The 23,871-nt window shown below is 64.4% G+C and carries 25 protein-coding genes and 1 riboswitch; of the genes, 9 read left to right on the plus strand and 16 right to left on the minus strand.

Annotated features, from left to right (window positions below; translation table 11 throughout):
- Positions 1 to 37: 37 nt before the first annotated feature.
- Positions 38 to 205, plus strand: coding sequence for a rubredoxin (gene rd, locus COW1_RS12425; protein WP_096363979.1), 168 nt, complete (start codon positions 38 to 40; stop codon positions 203 to 205).
- A gap of 503 nt (positions 206 to 708) precedes the next feature.
- Here the strand turns inward: rd and COW1_RS12430 are convergent.
- On the minus strand, positions 709 to 1,344 hold the full coding sequence (locus COW1_RS12430; protein WP_201344373.1) for a phospholipid-binding protein MlaC: 636 nt from the start codon (positions 1,342 to 1,344) through the stop codon (positions 709 to 711).
- 102 nt (positions 1,345 to 1,446) lie between these two features.
- Positions 1,447 to 2,001 carry a hypothetical protein gene (locus COW1_RS12435; RefSeq protein ID WP_096363975.1) on the minus strand — a complete coding sequence of 185 codons (555 nt, stop codon included), beginning with the start codon at positions 1,999 to 2,001 and terminating at the stop codon, positions 1,447 to 1,449.
- A gap of 97 nt (positions 2,002 to 2,098) precedes the next feature.
- Here COW1_RS12435 and hemB point away from each other — a divergent pair, with 97 nt between their 5' ends.
- Positions 2,099 to 3,124 carry a porphobilinogen synthase gene (hemB, locus tag COW1_RS12440; protein ID WP_201344374.1) on the plus strand — a complete coding sequence of 342 codons (1,026 nt, stop codon included), beginning with the start codon at positions 2,099 to 2,101 and terminating at the stop codon, positions 3,122 to 3,124.
- An 8-nt stretch (positions 3,125 to 3,132) separates the two neighbouring features.
- The gene (gene aroE, locus COW1_RS12445; RefSeq protein ID WP_242466433.1) at positions 3,133 to 3,978 is read left to right on the plus strand and encodes a shikimate dehydrogenase; all 846 of its coding nucleotides are present in this window, start codon (positions 3,133 to 3,135) and stop codon (positions 3,976 to 3,978) included.
- 121 nt (positions 3,979 to 4,099) lie between these two features.
- Here aroE and COW1_RS12450 read toward each other — a convergent pair whose 3' ends face one another.
- The 5 genes from COW1_RS12450 to COW1_RS12470 form a co-directional block, all read right to left on the minus strand.
- A complete protein-coding gene (locus tag COW1_RS12450; protein ID WP_096363973.1) occupies positions 4,100 to 4,924 on the minus strand; it encodes a DUF4465 domain-containing protein in 825 nt (274 codons plus the stop codon).
- 24 nt (positions 4,925 to 4,948) lie between these two features.
- Positions 4,949 to 5,761: a VPLPA-CTERM sorting domain-containing protein gene (locus COW1_RS12455; RefSeq protein ID WP_096363971.1), complete on the minus strand. Its 813-nt coding sequence runs from the start codon at positions 5,759 to 5,761 to the stop codon at positions 4,949 to 4,951.
- Positions 5,762 to 5,785: 24 nt separating this feature from the next.
- Positions 5,786 to 7,762: a TonB-dependent receptor gene (locus COW1_RS12460; RefSeq protein ID WP_201344375.1), complete on the minus strand. Its 1,977-nt coding sequence runs from the start codon at positions 7,760 to 7,762 to the stop codon at positions 5,786 to 5,788.
- A gap of 252 nt (positions 7,763 to 8,014) precedes the next feature.
- Positions 8,015 to 8,221, minus strand: a riboswitch (cobalamin riboswitch).
- A 121-nt stretch (positions 8,222 to 8,342) separates the two neighbouring features.
- A complete protein-coding gene (locus tag COW1_RS12465; RefSeq protein ID WP_096363967.1) occupies positions 8,343 to 8,699 on the minus strand; it encodes an RNA-binding protein in 357 nt (118 codons plus the stop codon).
- A 175-nt stretch (positions 8,700 to 8,874) separates the two neighbouring features.
- Positions 8,875 to 9,411, minus strand: coding sequence for a gamma carbonic anhydrase family protein (locus COW1_RS12470; protein WP_096363965.1), 537 nt, complete (start codon positions 9,409 to 9,411; stop codon positions 8,875 to 8,877).
- Between the two features lie 128 nt (positions 9,412 to 9,539).
- Here COW1_RS12470 and COW1_RS12475 point away from each other — a divergent pair, with 128 nt between their 5' ends.
- Positions 9,540 to 11,435, plus strand: coding sequence for an ATP-binding cassette domain-containing protein (locus COW1_RS12475; RefSeq protein ID WP_201344376.1), 1,896 nt, complete (start codon positions 9,540 to 9,542; stop codon positions 11,433 to 11,435).
- A gap of 79 nt (positions 11,436 to 11,514) precedes the next feature.
- A complete protein-coding gene (locus COW1_RS12480) occupies positions 11,515 to 11,694 on the plus strand; it encodes a hypothetical protein (protein WP_096363961.1) in 180 nt (59 codons plus the stop codon).
- 184 nt (positions 11,695 to 11,878) lie between these two features.
- On the opposite strand, the gene COW1_RS12485 is transcribed toward COW1_RS12480, so the two are convergent.
- Positions 11,879 to 12,103: an RND transporter gene (locus COW1_RS12485; RefSeq protein ID WP_096363959.1), complete on the minus strand. Its 225-nt coding sequence runs from the start codon at positions 12,101 to 12,103 to the stop codon at positions 11,879 to 11,881.
- Between the two features lie 2 nt (positions 12,104 to 12,105).
- Positions 12,106 to 12,720, minus strand: a complete 615-nt coding sequence (locus COW1_RS12490; protein ID WP_096363957.1) for an NADPH-dependent FMN reductase — start codon at positions 12,718 to 12,720, stop codon at positions 12,106 to 12,108.
- Positions 12,721 to 12,902: 182 nt separating this feature from the next.
- Between COW1_RS12490 and COW1_RS12495 the strand changes: the two genes are divergently transcribed.
- The gene (locus tag COW1_RS12495; RefSeq protein ID WP_096363955.1) at positions 12,903 to 13,178 is read left to right on the plus strand and encodes a hypothetical protein; all 276 of its coding nucleotides are present in this window, start codon (positions 12,903 to 12,905) and stop codon (positions 13,176 to 13,178) included.
- A gap of 146 nt (positions 13,179 to 13,324) precedes the next feature.
- Here the strand turns inward: COW1_RS12495 and COW1_RS12500 are convergent, their stop codons facing one another.
- The 6 genes from COW1_RS12500 to COW1_RS12525 all read right to left on the minus strand — a co-directional run bounded on the left by COW1_RS12500 (position 13,325) and on the right by COW1_RS12525 (position 21,360).
- Positions 13,325 to 15,712 carry a sucrose synthase gene (locus COW1_RS12500; protein WP_096363953.1) on the minus strand — a complete coding sequence of 796 codons (2,388 nt, stop codon included), beginning with the start codon at positions 15,710 to 15,712 and terminating at the stop codon, positions 13,325 to 13,327.
- Positions 15,712 to 17,892: an HAD-IIB family hydrolase gene (locus tag COW1_RS12505; protein ID WP_201344377.1), complete on the minus strand. Its 2,181-nt coding sequence runs from the start codon at positions 17,890 to 17,892 to the stop codon at positions 15,712 to 15,714. Before COW1_RS12505 ends, COW1_RS12500 begins: the two co-directional genes overlap by 1 nt.
- Positions 17,893 to 17,894: 2 nt before the next feature.
- Positions 17,895 to 18,818: a carbohydrate kinase gene (locus COW1_RS12510; RefSeq protein WP_096363949.1), complete on the minus strand. Its 924-nt coding sequence runs from the start codon at positions 18,816 to 18,818 to the stop codon at positions 17,895 to 17,897.
- A gap of 170 nt (positions 18,819 to 18,988) precedes the next feature.
- Positions 18,989 to 20,365: a KamA family radical SAM protein gene (locus COW1_RS12515; protein ID WP_096363947.1), complete on the minus strand. Its 1,377-nt coding sequence runs from the start codon at positions 20,363 to 20,365 to the stop codon at positions 18,989 to 18,991.
- Between the two features lie 181 nt (positions 20,366 to 20,546).
- On the minus strand, positions 20,547 to 20,783 hold the full coding sequence (locus COW1_RS12520; protein ID WP_157745226.1) for a hypothetical protein: 237 nt from the start codon (positions 20,781 to 20,783) through the stop codon (positions 20,547 to 20,549).
- 37 nt (positions 20,784 to 20,820) lie between these two features.
- Positions 20,821 to 21,360 (minus strand): MarR family winged helix-turn-helix transcriptional regulator, encoded by a 540-nt coding sequence (locus tag COW1_RS12525; protein WP_096363943.1) that lies wholly within the window; start codon positions 21,358 to 21,360, stop codon positions 20,821 to 20,823.
- A 185-nt stretch (positions 21,361 to 21,545) separates the two neighbouring features.
- Here COW1_RS12525 and COW1_RS12530 point away from each other — a divergent pair, with 185 nt between their 5' ends.
- Positions 21,546 to 22,043, plus strand: coding sequence for a Crp/Fnr family transcriptional regulator (locus COW1_RS12530; RefSeq protein WP_201344378.1), 498 nt, complete (start codon positions 21,546 to 21,548; stop codon positions 22,041 to 22,043).
- Positions 22,044 to 22,275: 232 nt separating this feature from the next.
- On the opposite strand, the gene COW1_RS12535 is transcribed toward COW1_RS12530, so the two are convergent.
- Entirely contained in the window at positions 22,276 to 22,569 is a 294-nt protein-coding gene (locus tag COW1_RS12535; protein WP_096363939.1) for a hypothetical protein, read from the minus strand.
- Positions 22,570 to 22,759: 190 nt separating this feature from the next.
- On the opposite strand from COW1_RS12535, the gene COW1_RS12540 reads away from it, so the two are divergent.
- The gene (locus COW1_RS12540; protein WP_096363937.1) at positions 22,760 to 23,170 is read left to right on the plus strand and encodes an MbcA/ParS/Xre antitoxin family protein; all 411 of its coding nucleotides are present in this window, start codon (positions 22,760 to 22,762) and stop codon (positions 23,168 to 23,170) included.
- Positions 23,167 to 23,853, plus strand: a complete 687-nt coding sequence (locus tag COW1_RS12545; RefSeq protein ID WP_096363935.1) for an RES family NAD+ phosphorylase — start codon at positions 23,167 to 23,169, stop codon at positions 23,851 to 23,853. The genes COW1_RS12540 and COW1_RS12545 overlap by 4 nt, the downstream gene beginning before the upstream one ends.
- The last annotated feature ends 18 nt before the right edge of the window (positions 23,854 to 23,871 follow it).

Genomic DNA, 23,871 nt, shown 5'->3' on the forward strand with positions numbered 1-23,871 from the left:
CAATTTTCCCCATCATCCCGGACTTACAGGTAAGGCAATGAAGAAATGGCAGTGCATTGTATGTGGTTTCATCTATGACGAGGCCGAGGGCCTGCCCGATGAGGGCATCGCACCCGGCACCCGCTGGGAGGATATCCCGGAGGACTGGGTCTGCCCCGACTGCGGCGTGGGCAAATCCGACTTCGAAATGATCGAGATGGATTGACCGGCGTCGGCAGGACAAAAAAAACCCCGCAGAAAAGGTGCGGGGTATAAAAACGCTTTTCAGCGTCGGAGGAGTCGATCCGGGACTATGCTGCTGATGGTCAACTGTGGCATGGGCCCGTGGAATCGGAACCGGCCTGTTCACTTTCGGGCGGCGCGACGCTTCAGGCTTTCCGTCGTGCGGACCTGCTCACCACGTCGGCGGCCGCCCAGCGGGTTCGGTGTGTTCGGGTTCAGACCCTGACCGGACCCATGCCACAGTTGACTGTGTCCCTCAGGCAGCTTAGCGGCCGGTCCGAAGTGAACTTTAAATCCGGCGTCAGCTGCCTGCACGACAACTGTTGCATTCCCCGTGCCAGGTTATGCTGGATTCCTGTTAGCCTATGAATATCGGATGGTTATGAATGCCGCACCGAACGAGTGGCGGTTCGAGCCGGGTATCCGGGAAGAAGATTTGACGCCATGGCGACGGATTCACGCCGCCTGGGCGGCGGGATCCGGAGCTCAGAAGCCCTGCCCCTGCGTCTGCTGCGCCTGCAGCGACTCGATCAGCTGCTCGATGCCGCCGCGGCGGATCTCGGCCGCGAAGCTGGTGCGGTAACTGGCCAGCATGCTCACCCCGTCGATGGCGATGTCGTAGGCCTTCCAGGCCCCGTCACGATTGTGCAGGCTGAAATGGATGGGAATGGCAGGCCCGGCCGGCTGTTCGATCACCGTGCGCACCGTGACCCGGTCCTCGGCATCCTGACGCACCGGCAGAAAGCGCATGGCCTGGCCGTTGTACTCGGTCAGTGCCGTGGCATAGGTGCGCACCAGCAGGCCGCGGAAGGCCGCGCTGAAGCGGGCCAGCTGGTCTTCATCGACGCGCCGCGAGTACTTGCCCAGCACCCAGCGCGCCATGCGATCCATGTCCATGTGGTCGATCAGTACCTCATCGACCAGGGCATGCAGGCGCTCGGTCTGGGTCTGCATCGCCGGCTCGGCCTCGAGCCGCGCCAGCACCTGCTCCGAGGCCTGGCGCACCACTTCCTCGGGGGGCGTCGGAGTCGAGGCCAGCCCGGCGCCGGCCCACAGCAGCCCACCGAGCAGCAGGGCGCAGAGGCGGCGTGATGGAGGGGTTGGGTATGAGGTGGGTCGCATGGGCAGGTCTCCCGCGTGTTTTTGTTGTTCGTGGCTGACGCAATCACCGTGGCTATCGGCGTGTCCGCCCGCCGGCTTGAGGCCGGTCGGCGCGGCGCGGGATCAGCCCAGGGTGTCAGCGGGATCGGCGCGGCCGCCCCGGGCCTGGCGGCCCTGCAACCGCCGGATCACCGCGGCCTCGGTCAGCAGCTCGTCCAGGCCGCAGGCCGGCGCCGGCCTGCTCCCCAGCGGCAATGCCTCGAGCAGGGCATGGCGCTTCAGCACCCGAAAGTAGTCCTGCGCCGGCAGCAGCGGCGCGGCCAGCGCGAAGCCGCGCTTGAGACAGGCATGTGCGCCGTCCAGCCGGCGGCTGATCAGCAGCTGTCCCGTGACCAGTTCCAGCAGTGCCTGTTCCTGCGGCGCGCTGCATTCCGCCCCCAGCGAGGCATGATGCATGGCCAGATCCTGGCCGCACCACCCGCCTGCGATCAGTTCGATGAGCCGCGCGGTGAACGCCGGCTGTCCCGCCCTGAGCGCGGTCTGCCGCCGCCGCCTGGCCTGCTCCAGCAACGCGCGGGCCGGCGCCTGCACCAGCGGTTCGGCATACCAGTCCGCCAGCCGCAGCATCGAACTCGGCGGGCACTCCTGCAGCAGGGCTTCGAGATCAGGGGTCTGCATGACTTCAGACTAGCAGGATCTGCGGCGCCGGTGCATGGCCGGGGGCGAGCAGGTACACTTGCCGATTATCGACCTTGTGATCTGCCTGGGAGTTCCGATGTCCGAATTTCACACCGCCCGCGGCCCTTTCAGCCACACCCGAATGCGCCGCATGCGCCGCGACGATTTCTCGCGCCGCCTGATGCGCGAGCATCGATTGAGCGTGGATGACCTGATCTGGCCGGTGTTCGTTATCGAGGGCGAGAACCAGCGCGAGGCCGTGTCGTCCATGCCGGGGGTGGAACGCCTGAGTATCGACCAGCTGCTGGTCGAGGCCGAAACCGCTCACCGGCTCGGCATCCCCGCCATCGCCCTGTTCCCGGTCACGCCGGCCGAACGCAAGAGCGAGGATGCCGCCGAGGCATTCAATCCCGAGGGCCTGGCCCAGCGGGCGGTGCGGGCGCTCAAGGCCGCCCTGCCGACGCTGGGCGTCATCACCGACGTGGCACTGGACCCCTTCACCACCCACGGCCAGGACGGACTGCTCGACGCCTCCGGCTATGTGCTGAACGACGAGACAGTGGAGGTGCTGGTCCGCCAGGCCCTGTCGCACGCCGAGGCCGGCGCCGACGTGGTTGCGCCCTCGGACATGATGGACGGGCGCATCGGCCGGATCCGCGCGGCGCTGGAGGCCGACGGCCATATCCATACCCGCATCCTGGCCTACTCCGCCAAGTATGCCTCCAGCTTCTACGGCCCCTTCCGCGACGCGGTCGGTTCGGCGGCCAACCTGGGCGCCGGCAACAAGTACACCTACCAGATGGATCCGGCCAACGGCGACGAGGCCATGCATGAGGTGGCACTGGATCTGGCCGAGGGCGCGGACATGGTCATGGTCAAGCCGGGCATGCCCTATCTCGACATCGTGTACCGGGTAAAACACGACTTCGGCGTGCCCACCTATGTCTATCAGGTCAGTGGCGAGTACGCCATGCTGGAGGCGGCCGCGGGCCACGGCTGGCTGGACGGTCGCGCGGTGATTCTGGAGTCTCTGCTGGGCATGAAGCGCGCCGGCGCCGATGGCATCCTCACCTATTTCGCCTGCCGGGTTGCGCACTGGTTGCGCGAAGCCGAACAGGGCTGAACTCCGTCATGAGCATGGCAGATACCGCAGCGCCGCCCGATCGCTACGCCGTGATGGGCAACCCCATCGACCACAGCAAATCGCCGCAGATCCATACACTGTTCGCACGCCAGACCCACCAGCATCTGGTCTACGAGGCCATCCGGGTCGAGCCGGGACATCTGGCCACCGCCATCGCCCTGTTCCGCCAGGCTGGCGGCCAGGGGCTGAACATCACCGTGCCCTTCAAGCAGGATGCCTGGCGCCTGGCGGAGGTGCTCAATCCGCGGGCCGAGCGGGCAGGGGCGGTCAACACCCTGCTGTGGGGCAACGACGGCCGGCTGATCGGCGACAACACCGACGGCATCGGCCTGGTACGCGACCTGACCCAGAACCTGCAGCAGGTGCTCACCGATCGCCGGATCCTGCTGCTGGGTGCGGGCGGGGCCGCGCGCGGGGTGATCGGGCCGCTGCTGGAGACGCACCCGGCCGGAGTGCGGGTGGCCAACCGCACGGCAGACAAGGCCCGGGAACTGGCGCGGCTGTTCGAGGACGCCGGCAACATCGAGGGCAGCGGGTTCGAGGACCTGGCGGATAGCCGCTTCGATCTGATCATCAATGCCACCGCGGCCGGGTTGGACAGCGAGGTGCCGGCGATTCCGACTTCCATCATCGGGGAGCACTGCTGCTGTTATGACCTGATGTACGCCAGCCAGCCGACGGCCTTCGTGCAATGGGCGCGCAACCACGGGGCCGCGCTGGCCATGGACGGTCTGGGCATGCTGGTGGAACAGGCGGCGGAGTCGTTCTATCTGTGGCGGGGACTGCGGCCGGACACACCGCCGGTAATCGCGGCGCTGCGCAGCGGGCTCTGACGCGGCAGCAAACATGGCGCCGGCCCCCGGCACGGCTTCGATTTGAACAGGGCTCCCAACCGGCCGCGCCTCCCTGCGCGACACAGCATTCCTGCCGGCCCGGAGTTCTGTGGGGACCGGGTCAGGCCGGTGGTGCTGCCCGGCGCACCCGACGCCCCAGCAGCAACAGGCCGCTGGCGAACAGCCACAGCGCCGGCGGCAACGGCACGGCGCTGACCTGCAGATCGTCCATCGCGAAATAGGCCGGCGTGTTCATGCCGTAGTCGCCCACATCCGAGGAACTCAGCGTGAACTCCAGACTGCTCACCGTGCCCAGTGCCCCCAAGTCCTGCCAGGTCCAGGCATCCAGGATGTAGTCCTGGCTGTTGTCGCTGAAGCGATAATCGGCCAGATACATGTCCAGGGTGCCGGTCACCGCATCAGTGCTGTCCTTGCCGGTGATCGTCATCCTGAACCAGTCTTCGTCGTCGCCGCTGGCTCCCCCGAACTGCTTGGCGAACTGATCGCCATTGAGCATCGACAGGGCGGCGTATGTGGTGTTGGTGAAGTAGGCGCCGGTCAGTTGTGACGGCTGGGCGAAACTGACCACGCTGGCCGCGCCCGTACTGGTGAAGGCGACACCGTAATTCGACGAATTGTACCCACCGCCCGTATAGGCGCTGTACTGATTCAGGTAGCCGGGCGTGCTCGTGTCGGTGGTGTTGGAGTAGGCCCAACCCTGCCAGGAGGTGCTACCCCCCCAGTCGGTGGCCTCGTTGTAATAGGTGGCCGGGCCGCTGGTGAAGCTGGTGGTATTGGGCGTGTACAGGGCGCCGGTCACGCCGGCGTGATAGGACTCGGGCGCCAGTGCCAGGTCATCGAAGCCGCTGACGGTGGCGGCGCCGGCAGCGCCGCTGGCCAGGAGCATGATTCCGGCCGTGAGTGCTGTTTTCTGTTCCAATTGCATGTTATCGACTCCTCTTGTGTTATCTTATTCTGTCCGGGCACGTGTGCGCCGGCGTCCGATGACGCCCAGCCCGGCCATTCCGCTCAGGAACAGCCATGCCGCGGCTGGCAGCGGGACCGGCGAGGTCGCGACGCCGGCATTGATCGTGCCGATGGCATCGAGGTCGAAGCCGGCGCTCTGGACGGTGGGATAGGGGTCGTACACCGGGCGCGGGCCGCCTGCAGCGGCCGGCGTGTCGTCCATGAAGCTACCGTCTCCGACGATGTCGACCAGCCGCACATACTGGATGTTGTTCAGATCCAGCATGCTGGCCGCCACCAGATCGCCCAGATCGAACGGCGTGCCGTAGCCCTGGCGGTACTTGCCGGCATAACCGTGGATATTGGTGGGATCGACCGCGCCGAAGCCGCCGACCGGCGACGCGGTCAGGGAGTAGCCGCTGAACCGGCTGAAGTTGATTCCGTCGGAGGACACCTCCACCGTGGCCAATTCCAGGAAGGTGTCACTGAAGCTGTTCTCGAACACGGCAAAGTCGGCGCCGGGGCCGTCGACGATGGGGGCGTCGAAGGTCAGGGTGATCGATCCGCCTCGTCCCAGCGAGACGATGTCGTAGGAATCTCCCACCGCCTTGCCCAGGGCCTTCTGCGGCGTCTGCCATTGCGCATCGACATTGCTGCCCGGCAGGTAGTCCTGCCACCCGCTGGCCCAGCCGGCAAAGATCGGATCGTTCATATGTATGGCGGTGCTGCCGCTCTGACCGGCGGCGGGCGCGAAGGGACCCGCAACCGCCACACCGGGCAGGCAGGCGGATAACATAACGGGAAGCAGTTTTTTCATTTCCTTCTCCTTTTTGCTTGTCGTTCAGTTGAGGGTGACTGCCAGCCCGGCATGGAAATTCCGCTCGGGCATGGGGTAGTAGTTCTCGCTGTAACCGACTGTGCTGTAGACCTCGTCGAACAGGTTGTTCGCGCCGGCAAACAGCCGAACCGCCCGATGCTCCCAACTCAGCTTCAGATCGGCGACCTGGTAGGCATCGAGCTTTGCATACAGGTCATTGTTCAGGTCGTTGCCATCGAAACGCGAGCCGGTGTAGCTGGAACTCAGCACCACTGAGACCTCCGGCACCGGCACCCATTCCAGCCCGACATTGGCCTGCAGCTGCGGGACATGCGGGATGGCGTTGCCGCTGTCCTCGAAACGCGCATCGGTATAGGACAGATTGCCCCAGAGATAGAGATCGGGAAGCGTGCGCAATTTCAGTTCCAGTTCGGCGCCGGTGCGCAGCGTGGTGTCCTGGTAGTTGCGATTGACCCGCGCGCCGGTGGACGGCTCCTCGCCGTAATAGATCTCGTCGTCGATGGCAATGTGAAACACCGACACCGCCGCCTCCAGCCAGCGCCGGCGATAGCGCAGGCCGGCCTCCGCCTGCCAGCCGGACTGGGGCGCGAGCTCGGGGGCGGACAGGGCCAGTTCGTCGATGTTGGGATTGCGGAAGCTGCGGGCATAGTTGAGATAGGCGGCAAGGCTGTTGGTGGGCAGCCAGCTCAGGCCGATCTCGCCGGCGTTATTGTGCCAGGTGGTGGTTTCATCCAGCGTGTTCTGCCACTGCGCACCCGCCGGAATGAAAAAGGGAAAGGTGCCGGTATAGAGCTGTACCAGCCTTTCATCCAGCCGCTCGACCCGGAAGCGATCGAGGCGATAGCCGGCACTGAGCAGCCAGGCATCGGCCGGCGCGGCGTCGATAATGATGTGGGCGGCCGCCTCCTCAATGTCTCCGGCGGTGCGCTTACTCTGGTCCGGTACATCGGTGCCGTTCTCGCGCCGGACATAGTCGCTGAAAAAGCCGGTCGCGCCCCAGGCGATGTCCAGCGGCAGCCCGGCCGCTGTGACGGCGACGGTATGCTCGAGGCCGACATGCTGTGAGCGTTCGGAAATCTCGCCCTGCTGATCCTCGATGCTGAGTAGCGGGGTGTAGCCCAGCACATAGGGGTTGTCCCGGTCGCGCACATTGGCGTGCAGGGTGAGGCGCCCGTAGCGGTTCAGGTCGGCGCCCAGCCGTGCCTGATAGCGATGATCGGTGGTTTCGCTGAAGTCGTTCGGCGAGTTGGAGCCTTCGCGGCCCTCCCGTGTCTGGAACGCCGTCTGGCTCACCGGCCCGGGAAAACCGAACCGGTCGTCGTGGTAGCTCGCGCGCAGATCAAGCTCCAGCGCCGGCAGTGGATACAGATTCAGCCGCAGCGCGGCATCGCGTTCGCGGCTGGCGCTGTTGACCCGGTGGCCGTCGCTGTCGGCATGCGCCAGGCTCAGGCGTGCGCGGGCATGGCGTCCGCCCACACTGATATCCGCCGTGGTCGCGTCACTGTCAAATGAACCCCGGGTATATTCAGCATGACCCTGCACTCCGGCCTGCGGCTGGCCGGTGATGATATTGACCACACCGCCGACCGCACCGTCGCCATAGCGCACCCCGTTGGCGCCGCGCAGGATTTCGATACGCTCGATCTGCGACAGCGGAATGCTCGACAGATCCGCACCCGACAGATCGGGCGCATTCAGACGGAAGCCGTCAACCTGGAAAATGACATTGCTGACACTGGTCTCGCCCATGCCGCGGATGTCGATATTGGAATACTTGTTGCCGCCGAAAAAGCTGCGCAGATTGACATTGGCCTCGCGCGACAGCAGTTCGGCCAGATCGGTGGTGGTGGCATTGTCAAGGTCGCGCGCCGTGATGACCGAAACGCTGCGCGGCGTGGCCAGTACAGGTGTATCCGGGGAGGCCGCAGTGACCACGATATCGTCCAGTTCGAACGGCTCGTCCGCGCTGACGGACAGCACCGTCAGGCCGAGACAGAACGCACCGAGTCGGGCCAGGACCGATGCATCATGGACGCTGCATAGTAGTGGAATTATCGACCGCCCGGCATGCCGGGGTCGTCCGGGATTACACATTTGGCCCTCCGCCAGTACACGCATACACGCGCCGCGGAGGACAAATCGGGAGAAAGGCGAAACGCCAGTGCGATTGGCGGGTAGCCTGCCCCTGGCGATACCCTCCGTAGCGCCGAGTGCCGCCGCCTCCGTCATGCGGATGCAGCGTAGTAGGCAGGCCGGTCTCCGGACTTATGGGTAGAGCCGTACGGCTCGACGCTTCGCCTTCCCATGCTTGCGCACAGTGGCCTGGATGAAGCGCCTTGACCCAATTACCGTTGCGGGGGCAGTGCCGGTTTCTCACCGGCTTCCCGTTTCACTGGCAACACTGAACAGCTTGCCAGCACCTGTCTACGGTGTGCACACCTTAGTCATGAATCTGCATGAAGTCAAATCGGGATGGCGTAAAGGACGGGGCAACGCGCATGCACACGCCGCGGTTGCGGCGGCACCGATGGCTGTCCACCCCGGCGCGGCCGGGGGGCTGTCAGGCGGCCTGTCGTTCGCCTGCGGTGCAGCGACGTTCGTTGCAGCGACGCTCGGCATGCGGCCAGGTCTTGCTGCGCCAGTTCAGCGCGCGGCGTTCGTTGTTGGCAATGCGCTTGCAGAACTCGCGCAACTCCAGCGGCTGACCGTTGAGCTTGATCTTGTTGCTGCGCCCCAGCAACCGGTTGGCCGCGGCCGGGGTGCGCACCTGCAGCACAGCATAGCGCTGCACTCCGCCGTGACGGCCGGGCTTGCGGATAATGCGCAGGCGGTGAGCATCCTCATGCCCCAGGCGCAGAGCATCGGCGAGCCGCGCCGTGGTGGCCGACTGGGGCAGATTACCGATGAATAGCATCATGGCTTTCTCCTGAAACCAGGGCCTGTGTTGTTCTTCGACATCCCTGGTAGAGAAAGATTCCTGTCGGGGCTCTGCGGCAGGGCCCATGCTGCCGCCCGCGGGCCTGATGTTGGCCAGGCATCACATTGATCGCCTTCCCGGTTTGATTGTAGGGCCTTTTTCCCGTCCCCGCCAGTCAGTCGCTGCCCGCCAGGTGGCGATCCTTGAGCCGGGCATAATGCCGCGCAGAGTATTCCAGAAACAGGGTTTCCTGTTCGGTCAGCTCCCGCACCGCTTTGGCCGGTCGGCCTACCCACAGCCAGCCCCCGTCCAGCACCTTGCCGGGTGGAACCAGGCTGCCTGCCCCCAGCATGGCCCCGGTCTGGACACGCGCCCCGTCCATGATCATGGAACCCATTCCAATCAGACAGTTATCTTCGATTGTACAGCCGTGCAGCACCACCATGTGGCCCACTGTGACGGCGTGACCGATCTCCAGTGGATGCCCGCCGGGCGCGAACTCGCTGTCGTGGGTGACATGAAGAACAGAGCCATCTTGAATATTGGTGCTGGCCCCTATTTTAATGTGATGAATATCGCCGCGGGCCACCACGTTGGGCCAGAGCGAACTGTCCGCCCCGATCTCCACCTGACCGATGACCAGCGCGGTGGGATCGACGTAGGCGGAGCCATCGATGACAGGGGTGTGGGTCTCGAATGTGCGGATGGGCATGGGTGGGGCAATCCTTCGTAGGCTGTGCTGGCAGACAGTCTATGCAAGCAGGGGGAGTAATGCGACACCCGGCCATCCCGGGGTACTTCGATGCCGGTGCGGTTGCATTGGAGTAGAATGCCGCCTCCATGCTGGAACTGAAGAATCTCGCCCTGCAGCGCGGCGACCGGATGCTGCTGCAGGATGTCTCGCTGCGCGTTCATCCCGGCCAGAAGGTCGGGATCACCGGCGCCAATGGCTGCGGCAAGACCAGTCTGTTCAATCTCATCCAGGGCGTGCTGCCGCCCGACGGCGGCGAACTCACACTGCCGCCCGACTGGGTGATCGCCGGTGTGGCGCAGGAAATGCCGTCCACCGATGCCAGCGCCATCGAGCATGTCCTGCAGGGCGACGCCCGCTGGTGGGAACTTCACCAGGCCATCGCCGCTGCCGAACGCGACCCTATTCCGGACCGGCTGCCCGCCCTGCATGCCGAGTTCGAGGCCATCGACGGCTACCGCGCCCGCCATCGCGCCGCCCGCCTGTTGCACGGCCTCGGCTTTGCCGATGCCAGTCATGATCGGCCGGTCACCGAGTTTTCCGGCGGCTGGCGCATGCGCCTGAATCTGGCCCGCGCGTTGATGAGCCCCTCCGATCTGCTGCTGCTGGACGAGCCGACCAACCACCTGGATCTGGATGCGGTCATGTGGCTGGAGGACTGGCTGCGCGCCTATCCCGGTACCCTGCTGCTGATCTCGCACGACCGCGACTTTCTCGATGCCATCGTCGATACCGTGGCTCACTTCGAACGGGGTTCGATCACCCTCTACAGCGGCAACTACAGCAGCTTCGAGCGCCAGCATGCCGAACAACTGGCGCAGCAGCAGAGCGCCTTTGAACGCCAGCAGCGCGAGGTCGCCCACATCGAGCGTTTCGTCGCGCGCTTCCGTGCCAAGGCCAGCAAGGCACGCCAGGCCCAGAGCCGCCTGAAAACGCTGGAGCGCATGCAGCTGATCGCCCCGGCGCATGTGGACTCGCCCTTCCGTTTCCGTTTTCCGGCGCCACGCAAGCTGCCCAACCCGCTGCTGCAGCTGAAGGACTGCAGCATCGGCTATGACCGCCGGCCACTGCTGGAACAGGTGAAACTGTCGCTCACCCCGGAGGCACGCATCGGCCTGCTCGGCCCGAACGGTGCCGGCAAATCCACCCTGATCAAGTGCCTGGTCGGTGAACTGCCGGTGCTTGCCGGGGAGGCGCTGCCGGCCAGGGACCTGGCGGTCGGTTATTTCGCTCAGCACCAGCTGGAGCAGCTGCGGCCTGACCGTTCCCCGCTGCAGCACCTGCAGGCACTCGATCCCCGGACGCGGGAGCAGGAGCTGCGCGACTTCCTCGGCGGCTTCGGCTTTCACGGCGACCAGGCGCTGGCTGAGGTCGCCCCCTTCTCCGGCGGGGAGAAGGCACGCCTGGCACTGGCCTTGATCGTTTATCAGCGACCCAACCTTCTGTTACTGGATGAACCCACCAATCACCTGGATCTGGAAATGCGCCTGGCACTGGAACTGGCGCTGCAGGAATACACCGGCGGCCTGGTGGTGGTCTCGCACGACCGTCACCTGCTGCGCAGCATCGCCGACGAGTTGTGGCTGATCGACAGCGGCCGGCTATCCCGCTTCGACGGCGATCTGGAAGACTACCGGCGCTGGCTGCTGCAGCGCGAGGCGGGTACTGCAGAGGAAAAACCGGCGCAGGCGGGCAGCACCAGGCCCGCGGATCGCAAGCAGCAGCGCCGCGACCAGGCCGAGCAGCGGCGCCAGCTCGCCCCGCTGCGCAAGGAGCTCAAATCCCTGGAAACCCGGCTGGAACGACTGACCGACCGGCAACAGGAACTGGAACACCGCCTGGCAGACAGCACGCTGTACCAGGAGAACGCCAAACCCGAACTGCAACAGGTCCTGCAGGACAAGGCCGAGATCGACCGGGAACTGGAGACGGTGGAGACGCGCTGGCTGGAACTGTCCGAGCAGCTCGAGGCAGAACAATTGTAGGGTGCGGCTGGGCTTTTGCGTTTCACTCGACCCGCGCAACCTCGCTTGCACCTCGTTTGATCCGACCTACACTCGGGTCATGAACGACGAAACGACAGAGCGGAAGGAAAAGCGCCGCAGCCTCAGCATGCACGATGGCATCGCGCCCTGGTGCGACTGCTGCAGCTGCGAGGCCGAGCCCTACTGGCAGGCGGTGGCCGAGGAACTGGGCATCGACCTGGGCAGTGACTACGCGGATACGGACAATCACGACACGTAGGTCGGGTAAGCGCAGCGTAACCCGACGGGGGCGCGGCCCGAGTCGGATTACGCCCTGCGGGCTAATCCGACCTACTACGCTGCGAAGATGCGGTAGACACCCACACGTAGGCCGGGATAAGCACAGCGTTCCCGGCGATGCCGCCGGTGACCGTGTCCATCGCCGGAAACGGGGCACACGGCCCTTATTCCGGCCTACGCACCACCAGCGCGGCCTTGCCCAGCAGCAGCGCCGGAAAGGCGCCGTGCATCACCAGATCGAAGATATCGATCGGCCGGCTCAACTGCCCCTGAAACAGCATTCGCAGTTTCTCGACCAGGTGCGGCTCGGGCACGAAGGGCGCCAGACCGAGGGTGAGAGTGCCGATGATCAGGACAGCCCAGGGCAGGCGCTGCAGCCACTGCATCATGTTCACATCCCGTTCTTGAATTTGTCCGTGTCGGTTGCGCCGCTGGCGCGCACCTGACGCAGCGCCAGCGCGTATTCGCGCAGGATGCCCAGGCTCCACTCGAAGCGTTCGCGGAAGTATTGATCGGCATCCGGGTTGTTGTCGTCCGGGTTGTCGTTGAGCACGCTCTCCACATTGCGCACGATCACCTGCTCAGGAATGTAGCAGATGCGGTTGTTCTTGTAGCTGCTCATGCGCAGTTCGGCCACCGGATAGGCGCCGCCGTCGGCACTGGACACGGTGACGATCAGCGCCGGCTTGTGCCCGACCTCGAAGCGGCTGCACATGAGAAAGAAATTCTTCAGCCCGGCCGGGACCTGGCCATGCCACTCGGGCGAGACCACCACGAAACCATCGCTCGCGGACAGTTCGGCGCGGATGGGATTGAGGTGCGCCTCCCAGGCCGGATCCTTGTCCCAGATGCCCTGGTCCCACAGGGGCAGCGGATTGCCCGAGAGGCTGATCAAGGCGGTCTCCTCGCACAGCTGTTTTTCCTGAAGTGTGCGTTCAACATATCCGGCCACCTTCAGGCTCTGGGCCTCTTCCCGGTGGCTGCCACTGATGATGGTGAGCTTCATGTCTTCCCCTGTCCTCTGTTGTCCGCGCCAGTGTATCAAGGCTGGATACCATTCTGTAAATCCCTGAATGGAAATGGGTATTTGTCCGCGCCCGTGATCCGGCTCAAGGCCCCGGCCACAGCGGACGACACAGTTTCACGGGCCGGTTCGTGTCCGACCACCAGACAGAGAAGGATACACAGATGCAGTTTACCGAGGTGAACGCGGAGGATTTCACCCGCATCACCCTGGAGCGCCTGCCGCACCAGGAGATCGAGACCGCGCTGATTGCCATCGGCGGCAACGGGGTCGAGGGTACGCAGTTCAAGACCCGGGTGCTGAAGGCGGCCGGCTGGAAATACGAACGCCTGACCACCTATGCCGCCCATCCCGAGACCGCGGCCGAGGCCTTCAACCGGGTGCGCGGCATCCTGCAGCAGACCCAGGAGCCGGAGCAGATTCTGCAACAGCTGGCCTAGTCCATGGAACGGGATGAGGGACGCTGAGCCTCTCTATATTGCTGATACTTTCGTCATTGCGAGGCGCGTAGCGCCGTGGCAATCTCCAACCCAAAAATACTGCCTTACGAGATTGCCACGCTGCGCTCGCAATGACGTAATCGTCCTCACCCCTGCAGCACCCGCTGCGCCAGCGGCCGGTACTGCAGGGCGTAGAACATCTCCAGATAGCGGCGGGTCTCGTCACGCTCCAGATTGGTGACGAACTTCCAGAAGCCGTAGATGCGCGACAGGGTCATCATGCGCTCGGCATACAACCGCCAGGTGTAGCAGGCCTCCACCCGGTTGATTCCGCCCTCGGAGATGCCCTCCCAGTAACCGGCATCCTTCCCGCAACGGCGGAAGAACTGCAGCAACCGCTCGGCGGCGGCGTCGCCGTGGTTGGGATCGATATGAAAGCCGGACTCGCCGTCGATGATGATCTCCAGCGGACCACCGTAGCGGGTGGCGAAGGTGGGCAGGCCCGAGCTCATGGCCTCGATCACAGTCAGACCGAAGGCCTCGAACAGCGCCGGCTGCACGAATACGCCACGCCGGTCGGCGATCACCCGGTACAACTCGCCGGCCATGGGCTTGTTCAGGTGTGACCCGAGCCAGCGCACCTGGCCGTCCAGCCCGTATTCGTCCATCAGCTGGTGCATACGCGCGATCTGGGCCTGCTCCTCGCGGTCATTGGATCTGGCCGCATCGACGTGACCGGCCACCACCAGCAGGTTGGCGGTCTCGCGCAGCGGCGCGCATTCGGCGTACCACTGCACCAGGCCGGTAATGTTCTTGATGTGATCCAGCCGCGCCATGCTGAAGATCAGAGGCTTGTCGGGATCGCTGAACTCGCCGCGGGCGTTTTCTCCAGGCCCGCCGCAGATCAACTCTTCCAACGACGCCTGCAGATCATGCTTTCGCCGCTCACTTTTGTGATAGGGAAAGTAGGTGTCGACATCGGCCCCGGGCGACACGATATTGAACTTGGGATCGAACACGTTGATGCCGTTCACCACCCGGTACAGATCGGGCATGGTGAAGTTGCCGTAGCTCTCGTATTGGCCCACGCTCTTGCCGTCGCCGGCGATCTCCTGGTAGGTGGAGGTGATGATGAAGTCGGCCGAGTTCATGGCGATCAGATCGGCGGTGAACTGAGCGGCGAAGTGATATTCGGATTCGTTGTCATGCCAGTACAGATCGGAGTACAGGTACTTGGCCTTCTCCAGCGCGTGGGCGATGTTGCACTGAGTCACGTGCAGGCGTTGGGAGAGCAGGGTGGCGACCAGGTTGCCGTCGGAGTAGTTGCCGATGATCAGATCGGGACGCGAACCCAGTTCGGCCAGCAGTTCGCGTTCGGCGTCCTGGGCGAAGGTCTCCAGATAGGGCCAGACCTCGAAGCGCGAGATCCAGTGGGCAATGACCTCGCCCTGGGGATTGCGGAAGGGCACACGCAGGATATAGGCGTTCTGAGTGCCGACAATATGTTCCTTGCGTTCGTCGCAGGTCGTACCCTGGGCCTCGGGGATCAGCCGGCTGATGACCAGGATCTGCGGCTCGATGTCCAGACCCTGTTCCTGCAGGCGCTGGCGCATCTCGTGCTCCAGCGCCCGCACCTGATCCAGGATGTAGACCACCTGGCCGCCGGTATCCGGCTTGCCCAGCACGTTGGCCTGACCGAAGAAACCGTGCGGGGACAGGATCACCAGGCTGAAGATCATCGGGATCAGGCCCAGGAAGCGCTCCAGGTTCTGCGGCTCCGGCGCCTCCAGGATGTCGGAAAGCAGGTGCAGGGTGTAGCGCATGCGCGTGACGGTGCGGCCCCAGCCGATCTCCAGACCCAGTGCCTGCAGCTGATGGCCGACCTGGTCCCAGCCGGCTTCGGGCGGCTGCCCGGACAGGTACTCCTCGGCCCGGCGCAGGGCCTGCTGCAGTTCCTCCACATCGGTGATGCGTTCGTTGACCATCAACTGAACGCCGTGGCACTGATGCATGCGCAGGAATTCCAGCAGCCGCTTGTCGCCGCGGCCCAGTTCCTGGAACAGCTGGCTGGACAGGCGCCGGTTGAGGAATTCCACCCCGCGACCGATGGAACGCGATTCCTTGAGCTTGGGAAATTCGCGGTTGAAGGGGCCGAGGTCGACCTCCAGCACGAAGTCCGACAGGGCTGCGCCGTCGCGCACCTGACGTTCCTTGAAGGCCAGAAACTCCTGGCCGCTGATCGTTTCGTAATCGCCGGCCTCAAGATGGAAGCGCAGATAGCTCCAGCGGGCAATGCTCGGGCGCACTGACAGATACACCCAGGGGTGCTCCACCACCGCTTCCTGCGCAACCCCGATCAGCTCGGCGATGGCGTTGTCGCAACTGGCGCTGTTCTCGGCCCGGTCACAGAAAACCTGATACTCGTCCCACAGGTCCGACTGCAGCAGGAAGGCGCGCTCCAGCGAGGCATAGTGACGCAGCAGCATGAACAGCTTGTCCCGGTGATGCCGCAGGTGCTCCTCGAGCGCTTGCATCAGGCCTCCTCGTATTCATCGTTGGGGATGTGGATCACGCCCAGAAAGTCGTAGTAGTTGATGCCTTCGAGGATACCCCAGGCGTGCTCTCCCTCGGCGAAGTAAACTCGCGGCCATCCGCGCAGCCGTTCGATCTCGTCACTGTGATTACCCACCACCACGCCCAGGGTGTTGCCGCTGAGCACATCGGCGTCGTTGCCACAGCTGCCGGCGATCAGGATCTTCTCCGGCGGGATGTTCCAGCGCACGCTGACATGGCGCAGGGCAGTGCCCTTGGAGGCACGTATGGGCAGCAGGTCGACGAACATGTTGCGCGAGAAGAGCACATTGGCGTGCAGATCCAGCTTGCGCAGATGGCGCACCACTTCGCGCCGGCTGGGGCCTTTCTTGCTGTCGATGAAATAGCTGATCTTGTAGGGGTGCTGTTCAGTCTTAGGCTGCAGTTTCATGCCCTTGAACTGCTTCATCGCATCCCTGAGCTTGTCCGGCTCCCAGCGGAAGTCGATGTGCCGTAGCCAGGCCTGATCGTGCACCATGCGGTGGCCGTAGTGGATCTCGGAGCCGACCGAGGTGATGAGCACATCCGGCATGGGCAGGGCCGAGGCCTTGATCAGCTTCATGGCGCTGTCCAGGGTACGGCCGGTGGCCACCCCGAAGCCGATGTGTTCGCCCGATTTCTCCAGGCGTGACACCAGTTCCTGCTGCGCCTCTTCGTCGCCCATCAGGACATTGTCCAGGGCGCAGACGATCAGCCGGTCGATGGTCGGCATGCGGCTGCTCGGCCCCCACGCATGCTGCGGCCGGTACTTGCCCTTCGAGGTGCGCCTGACGGCCTTGAGATACTTCTCCACATGGCTGTCCCAGGAGTAGTGCTTGTGCACGCCCTTGAGCCCGTTCTGCGACCACTGCCCCCACTGCTCGGGGTCGATCAGCATCTGCTCCAGCCGGCGCGCCATGCGCTTGGGTTTGAGCGGGTCGATCAGATAGCCGTTCCTGCAGTGGCGGATGATGTCGCGCGGTCCGCCGTCGTGGGTGGCCAGGATGGGCACACCGCTGGCGGCGGCCTCGATCAGGGTCAGGCCGAAGGGCTCGGTCAGCGCCGGGTTGACGAACACGCCCTTCAGCCGCGCGGCGAGGCGGTACAGGTCCGGCACGTCGGTATCATCGTGATGCTTGGGATAGGCGATGTGGCCGTACAGATCATGGCGATCGATGCACATGAGCAGGTTGGTCAGCACTGTCTTCGGGCCACGCTCCATGTGGCTGATGTCATCGCGGTTGCCGGCCACGATCACCAGATTGGCCAGGTCACGCAGGGTGGGGTGCATGGCGTAGGCCTCGACCAGGGTGAGGATGTTCTTGCGCTCGTCCGGGCGCGACAGCGCCAGGATCATGGGTTTTTTCGGATGGCGCAGGAAGCGCTGCAGTTCCTCCCAGATCGGCGGCCAGCGCTCGCGCTGCTTCGGCGGCCGGAATCGGGTCAGGTCGGTGCCCGGCGGGATCACCTCCATGCGCTTGGGCTGGTAGTTGTCGTAGCGCGCGTACTGCTGCTCGACCTCCTGGCGGGTGCTGGCCACCACCAGCTGGGCGTTCTCCAGCGCCATCTCCTCGGCCTCGATGCGCTGGGACAGGTTGTAGTGCTGTTCGATCTGCTCCTCGCGCACGCCCTGTTCCAGCAGCCGCTCGCGCTTGGGCCAGCCCAGCGAATGTCCGGTGTGCACCATGGGCACGCCGAGGAGCGCGGTCAGGCGCGAGGCGACGAAGCCGGCATCGGCGTAGTGACTGTGGACGAAATCCGGCAGCCGCCCGATCCTGCGCACATGCTGCAGCGCGGCGTCGGTGAAGCCGTCCAGATAGGGCCAGAGTACCTCCTTGCGCAGGTAGCGACGCGGGCCGCAAGGCAGGCGCACGATATAGGCCTTGTCGCCCAGCGGCTCCAGCGGCTGGGCATAGTCGTCGTCGACCTTGGGATCGATGACCTGGCGGGTGAGCAGATCCACGCGCCACACATCGGGGTGGCGGGCCAGGGCGCGGGCCAGTTCCACCACGTACAGGGTCTGGCCGCCGGTGTCGGAATCACGCCCCAGCTCCAGGTGCTCGCCCCGGATCAGGCCGTGGATGCTGATGAGGATGATGTAGCGACCCTTTTCGCTGCTGCTCCCTGTCGCCTTGCCCTGCATGCTCAGAGCCCCCATCGCTCGCGGTAATGTTGATACAGTGCCGGATCGGCCGCGGTCGCGCCACGCTGCTCAGTGACGCGCGCGGCGAAGGTCAGGGCCCGTTCCAGGATCTGCTCCAGCGTCCAGCCCCGCAACAGGCCGAGAATGGTCACCGCGCTGAAGGCATCACCCGCCCCGACCGTGTCGACCAGCCGCTCCAATTCCGGTGGCCGCCCCTCGAACTGCGCATCGCGGCTGAGCAGCAGCGCGCCGGCCGCTCCGCGGGTGAGAATCAGCAGTTCCAGGCCGTTCTGTTCCAGCAGGGCGCGTGCGGCCCCGGTCTCGTTGGTCGTGGCGGCGGGCGGCTCCAGCAGCCGGAGCTCTTCGTCATTGAGTTTGAACCAGCGCGCCTGCCGCAGCAGCGCCCGCACGCCGGCCTCGTCCCACCAGGGCGCGCGCAGATTGATGTCGACGAAGGCGGGATGACCCTGTGCCTGCAGCGACTCCATCGCCCGGCACGAGACCGGGTGGCGGCGCGCCAGGCTGCCGATGTAGAGCAGTGCGACATTGATCTCCAGCAGCAGTTCGCAGGCGGTGTCGGCGTCGATGTGGTCGTAGGCCTGGTCGGGAAGGATATCGAAACTGTGGCGGCTGCCGTCCTGGACGATCTCGACCCGGCCGGTGGGATGATCGGGATCGCGCTGCACGCCGCGGGTATCCATGCCCCAGGACTGCATCTGCGCCAGCAGCGCGTCGCCGTGCGCATCCTCGCCGACACGGCTGATCAGCAGCGGCTGCTGACCGAAGCCCTGCAGGTGCCAGGCGACATTGAAGGGCGCGCCGCCGAGCACCTCCGGACCACCGGCGAAGCAGTCGTAGAGCACTTCGCCGAAGATCACCGGGCGGTCGGGGGCGGTTCCGGACTGGGCATCAGGTGTCGTGGCCATGGTGGACGGCGGTCAATGAACACTCAAATCAGCCGTCATTGCGAGGCACGACGTGCCGCGGCAATCTCCGACCGGCTTCTGCCGCATTATGAGATTGTCACGCCCTGCCCGCAATGACAGGCACCAGGTAACAGGATGCCGTCAAAACCGCTCCGCGGCAACGCCGGGCGTCAGGCGATCCGACGCACCGTCACCGGCTTGTCCTGCATGGCGTTGAACTCGTCCTCGAAGAAGAACTTGTTCTCGCCGAAGGCGGGCTCGAGCTGATCCAGCCAGGTGGCCTCGGGATCGTATTTCGCGAAGAAGGGCTGCTGCACCCAGTCGGGGTTGCGGCCCTGGATGAACCGCAGCACGAACACCTTCTCGCCCTGGATCTCGGCAACGCCCTGGATCTCCACCTTGCCGGGGGCCGCGCTCATGCTCGGACCGCGCGCGGTGCGCCCCAGGCCGGAGACCCGCTGCATCGCCTCGCGGTAGACCTCCCAGGCACGCACCAGCGGCACCTCGAAATACTGCCGGGCACCGGTGTCGCGCTCGACGAACATATAGTACGGGATCAGACCAAGGTGCACCTGGGTGCGCCACATCCGGGCCCAGACTCCGGCGTCATCGTTGATGTGACGCAGCAATGGCGCCTGGGTGCGGATCTGGGCGCCGGTGGCACGGATGCGGCGGATGGCCTCGCGCACGACCGGTGTGTCCATTTCGCGCCAGTGATTGAAGTGCGCCATCAGGGCCACATGCTTGCCCCCGGCGACCAGCTTCTCCAGCAGACGCAGCAGATCATCCGCATCCTCGTCGGTGACAAAGCGCTGCGGCCAGAAGGTCAGCGACTTGGTGCCGATGCGCACCGTCTGCACATGTTCCAGCTCCGGACGCAGCAACGGTTCCAGGTAGGCCTTGAGATGCGCGGTCTTCATCACCATCGGGTCGCCGCCGGTCACCAGCAGATCACTGATTGCCGGATGCTGCGCCAGGTACTGATGCAGGTTGGAGGCCTCGTTGGCCGCGAAGCGCAATGACTTGTCGCCCACGAACTGCGCCCAGCGGAAACAGAAGGTGCAGTAACTGTGGCAGACCTGACCCTGGCTGGGGAAGAACAGCACCGTCTCGCGGTACTTGTGCTGTACGCCGGGCAGGGGTTCGCCATTGAGCTGCGGCACGTTCATTTCCTGCTGCCCGGCCGGGTGCGGGTTCAGTCCGGCCTGGATCTCGCGCGCCACTGCCCTGACCTCGGCGCGCTCGCCTCCCTTGCGCAGGACGGCGGCCATGCGGTTGAAATCGGCCTCATCCAGCATGCCCGGCTGCGGGAAGGTGAGCTGGAACACCGGATCCTCCGGTACCCGCTCCCAGTCGATCAGTTCGTCGATGACGTACCGGTTGACCCGGAAGGGCAGCACATTGGCAACCACGCGCATGGCGAAACGCTGCTCCTCGGGCAGGCGCTGCAGTGGACTGATGCGATCGAACTGGCGCTCGGTATAGACCTCGAAACGCGTGTTCCGGGTCAGCGTCGCGCTCGGCGCGGTTTTGCGATTCAGGTTCATGACTTGGGACATAGGAGTCTCTCCTCATATCTCAAGGCCGTTACCCCATCCGTTGCCTGATGGATGATTGAATGATGAGGCGCTGTCCGGCAGCGGATTGTGCCGGCCGACCCTGGTTGTCTTGGCTGGGCCGCCTGGCGGCGGACCCGGGGGATTTCGTTGCAGATGTGCCGAAAAGCGGCTAGCCGGCCTCTTTCAGGTGGGCCTGGATCAGCTTCTTGTTGGTCGCCGAGTGCAGATTCGCGATCTCCGGTTTCTGGCCGCCGAGATATTCGGTCAGGGTGACGGTCGGTACCTTGTCCTTGTCCACCAGCGGATACATGGTGCAGCCCTCGCAGGCACGCAGCTTGGGCTGGGCGCCGGCGGGCACCTTGCCGGTCGGCCGCTTGCGCAGCTTCTGGCAGTTGTCCGTACGCATGTAGGCCTGCTGCGGGAGGCAATAAAACATCCGGTCCTTATTCAAAACGTTTCTCCTGTCTGTCATCGGTGTCAGACATGTGCCTGAGCGCCGCCTCACTGTCCTTGATTACCATTGCCGCGACCATGGCCTGCAGGCCCTGGTCGAGTTGTGCCAGTCGCTGTTCCGGCAGACGCAGCAGGGCGTCGCTGATGGTGCCCTGGGCCGGCTGCGGCGCCTGCTTGACGATGGCGGCGCCGGCAGCGGTCAGGTAGACCTTGACCACACGCTGGTCGGGGCCGCCGCGGCGGCGCTCGATCAGGCCTTTTTTCTCCAGCTTATCCAGCATGTTGCTGGTCGTGGACTGATGCAGCGACAGGCTCCTCGAGAGCTCCGAGACCCGCATGCCGGGCCGCTTGTGCATCTCCCACAGCGCCCAGAGTTGGGCCGCGGAGACCCCGCACTGACGCTCCACCCAGCGCGAATGCTCCTGCATGGCGCGATAGACAATGCGCAGCTGCTGGATGATGCTGCGGATTTCTCTGTCTTGGCCCGCCTCCGGCGTAGAGCCGGGGGCAGCGTTGGGATCAGCCGTCATTGCACCAGAAAATATTTGCGCGAAAAACTTTTGCACAATATCATTTTTTTTCGCATCTGTCCATTCAGAATAAAATTCAATAGGTTATACTTACCCATGCCAAGGCTGAACGGACGCCCTCCCGGCGGCCGGCACTCACGGACACTGGCAATGTCCAACGGGACAGGAAACCTGGCTGACCACCCATGCGACGCGCCACCTCACAGACACGCCCCACCTCCGAGCGCATCCGGCTGCTGCAGTCCATGGCCGCCTTCGGCGGGCTCAACGACGCCACGCTGGAATACCTGCTTGGCCTCACCCATGTGGTACAGCGGCAGAAGGGGGAGTATTTCTATCATGAGGGCGAGCCGGCGCAGTCCATGTTCGTGCTGGAGTCCGGCAAGGTCGCCATGTACAAGCGCTGGGAGGGGCGCGATTACCGCATCCACAGCCTGGAGCGGGGCGAGAGCTTCGTTCAGGTGGCGCTGATCGACCTGGGGCCGCGCAACACCTCGACCCTGGCCCTGACCGGCAGTTCGGCCATCGAACTGACCAGCCGACACCTGCATGATCTGTATAGAAAATTTCCTGATCAGTACCTGGTACTGTACATAAACATGGCCCGCGACGTCTGCCGCCGGCTGCGGGCCGCCGATCAGCGCGCCTTCGAGATGCGTGTGAAGGACAGCGATGATTCCTGATCCCGGTCGGGCCTGGGTGCAAACCCGGGCTGAATCAGGGCTCAACTCCGAATGGTACTCAGTTAAGCCGAATAACACCTGTCATTGCGCGGAACCGAAGTGACATGGCAATCTCCAACCGACTGATTCTGCAGTATGAGATTGCCACGCTGGACTCGCCATGACGTAAAATAACTGCCATTCGGCTCAACACCGTTTCCGCCAGCCCAGCGTTCAGACGATATCGCCCGGGTTACACCGCCGGCGTCGGCAGCATGCTCTCCACCTCGAACAGCGCCTGCGGAAATCGGCAGGCCGCCCCGTATTCCCTGCTGTAGAAGGCGACGCCCTCCGCGCGGGTATCGCACAGCCAGGCCTGCTGCCATACCGGGCCCGACCCTGCCAGCGCCCCGGGATGGAACAGGGCAAGGTTGATACCGCGCTGCGGGTCCCGGGCCGAGACGTCTTCGAAGCCGTCTATTCCCGCGGCGCAGACTGGTCCGGTCGCGGCGGCATCGGGCTGTCGGGCTGTATTGAGAGAGCTCATTGCGGATCACCCATAATAATGTAAATACATCTTAATAGTGCTGCCTTGATGTAAACCCAACAAAATATGGGCAATTACAAGAGGTCACCAAGGCTTGCTTTTAGTATGAAATAATACTAAATATAATATTAAGTATTAAATAATACCCGCCGAACCATTGATCAGAGCGGACAGGCAACAGGAGGCAACCATGCCCACCGCCGCTGAACAGCAACTCGCCCGCGACCCCGCCCGGACCGCAGGTGCCGCGCTGCGGACCTATTTCAATATTGTCCGGGACTGGAACCTGAACACCGAACAGGCCATGACGCTGCTCGGCTTCGATGAGCGCACCCGCAGCACCTTCTTCAAATGGAAACGCGAGCCGGAAAGCGCCCGGTTGAGCCGGGAAAAGCTGGAACGGCTGTCATACATCTTCGGGATCTACAAGGACCTGCAGATCCTGCTACCGAAGGCGGAATCCGCCGATCAGTGGATTCACCGACCGAACGACGCCACCCTGTTCGGCGACCGCTCCGCACTGGATCGCATGCTCTCCGGCAACGTCGCCGACCTGTATGTGGTCCGCCAGTACCTGGATGCTCAGCGCGGCTGGTCATGACCCCGGAACTGCGCCGGGTGTGCTGGTGCCCGTCCTGGCGCCTGGTCTCCAGCCGCTTTCCTCCCGTTGACCTGTTCGACCGGGTGACGCGTGACGAGGACCTGGAGATTATCCTGGAGATCGAGGGCCTGACCAACGACCGCCTGCGCGACGAGATCGGCGACATCCACCTGGTACCGGAAGCCGACCGCATCCACGGCCCCGGCACCACCCCCATCATGGCCGCCTTCACCCATATCAACCCGACAGGCAGCCGCTTCAGCGACGGCACCTATGGCGTGTACTACGCCGCCGACAGCCTTGAGACCGCGGTCGCGGAGACCGCCTTCCACCGCGCCCGCTTCCTCGCCGCCACTCGGGAGCCCCCGCTCGAGATCGACATGCGCAGTTATGCCTCAGACATCGATGCCGAACTGCACGATATCGCCGACTGCCAGGACAGGCTACCGGAACTGTACGATCCCGACCCGACCCGGTACGCCGCCGCCCAGCGCTTCGCCCGCAGCCTGCGTGACGCCGGCTCGAACGGCATCGTCTACAGCAGCGTGCGTGGCCCGGGCGGTGAGTGTGTCGCCGTGTTCAGGCCGAAGGTCCTGCAGCCGGCAGTGCAGGGGCCGCATCTGTGTTATGTCTGGGATGGGGAGCGCATCAGCAATGTCTACAGGAAAAGCGACTTCCCCTGAGGCTGAATATGACTTCAC

Origin of the sequence: Thiohalobacter sp. COW1 (genome assembly GCF_016629505.1) — a bacterium.
GTDB lineage: Bacteria > Pseudomonadota > Gammaproteobacteria > Thiohalobacterales > Thiohalobacteraceae > Thiohalobacter > Thiohalobacter thiocyanaticus_A.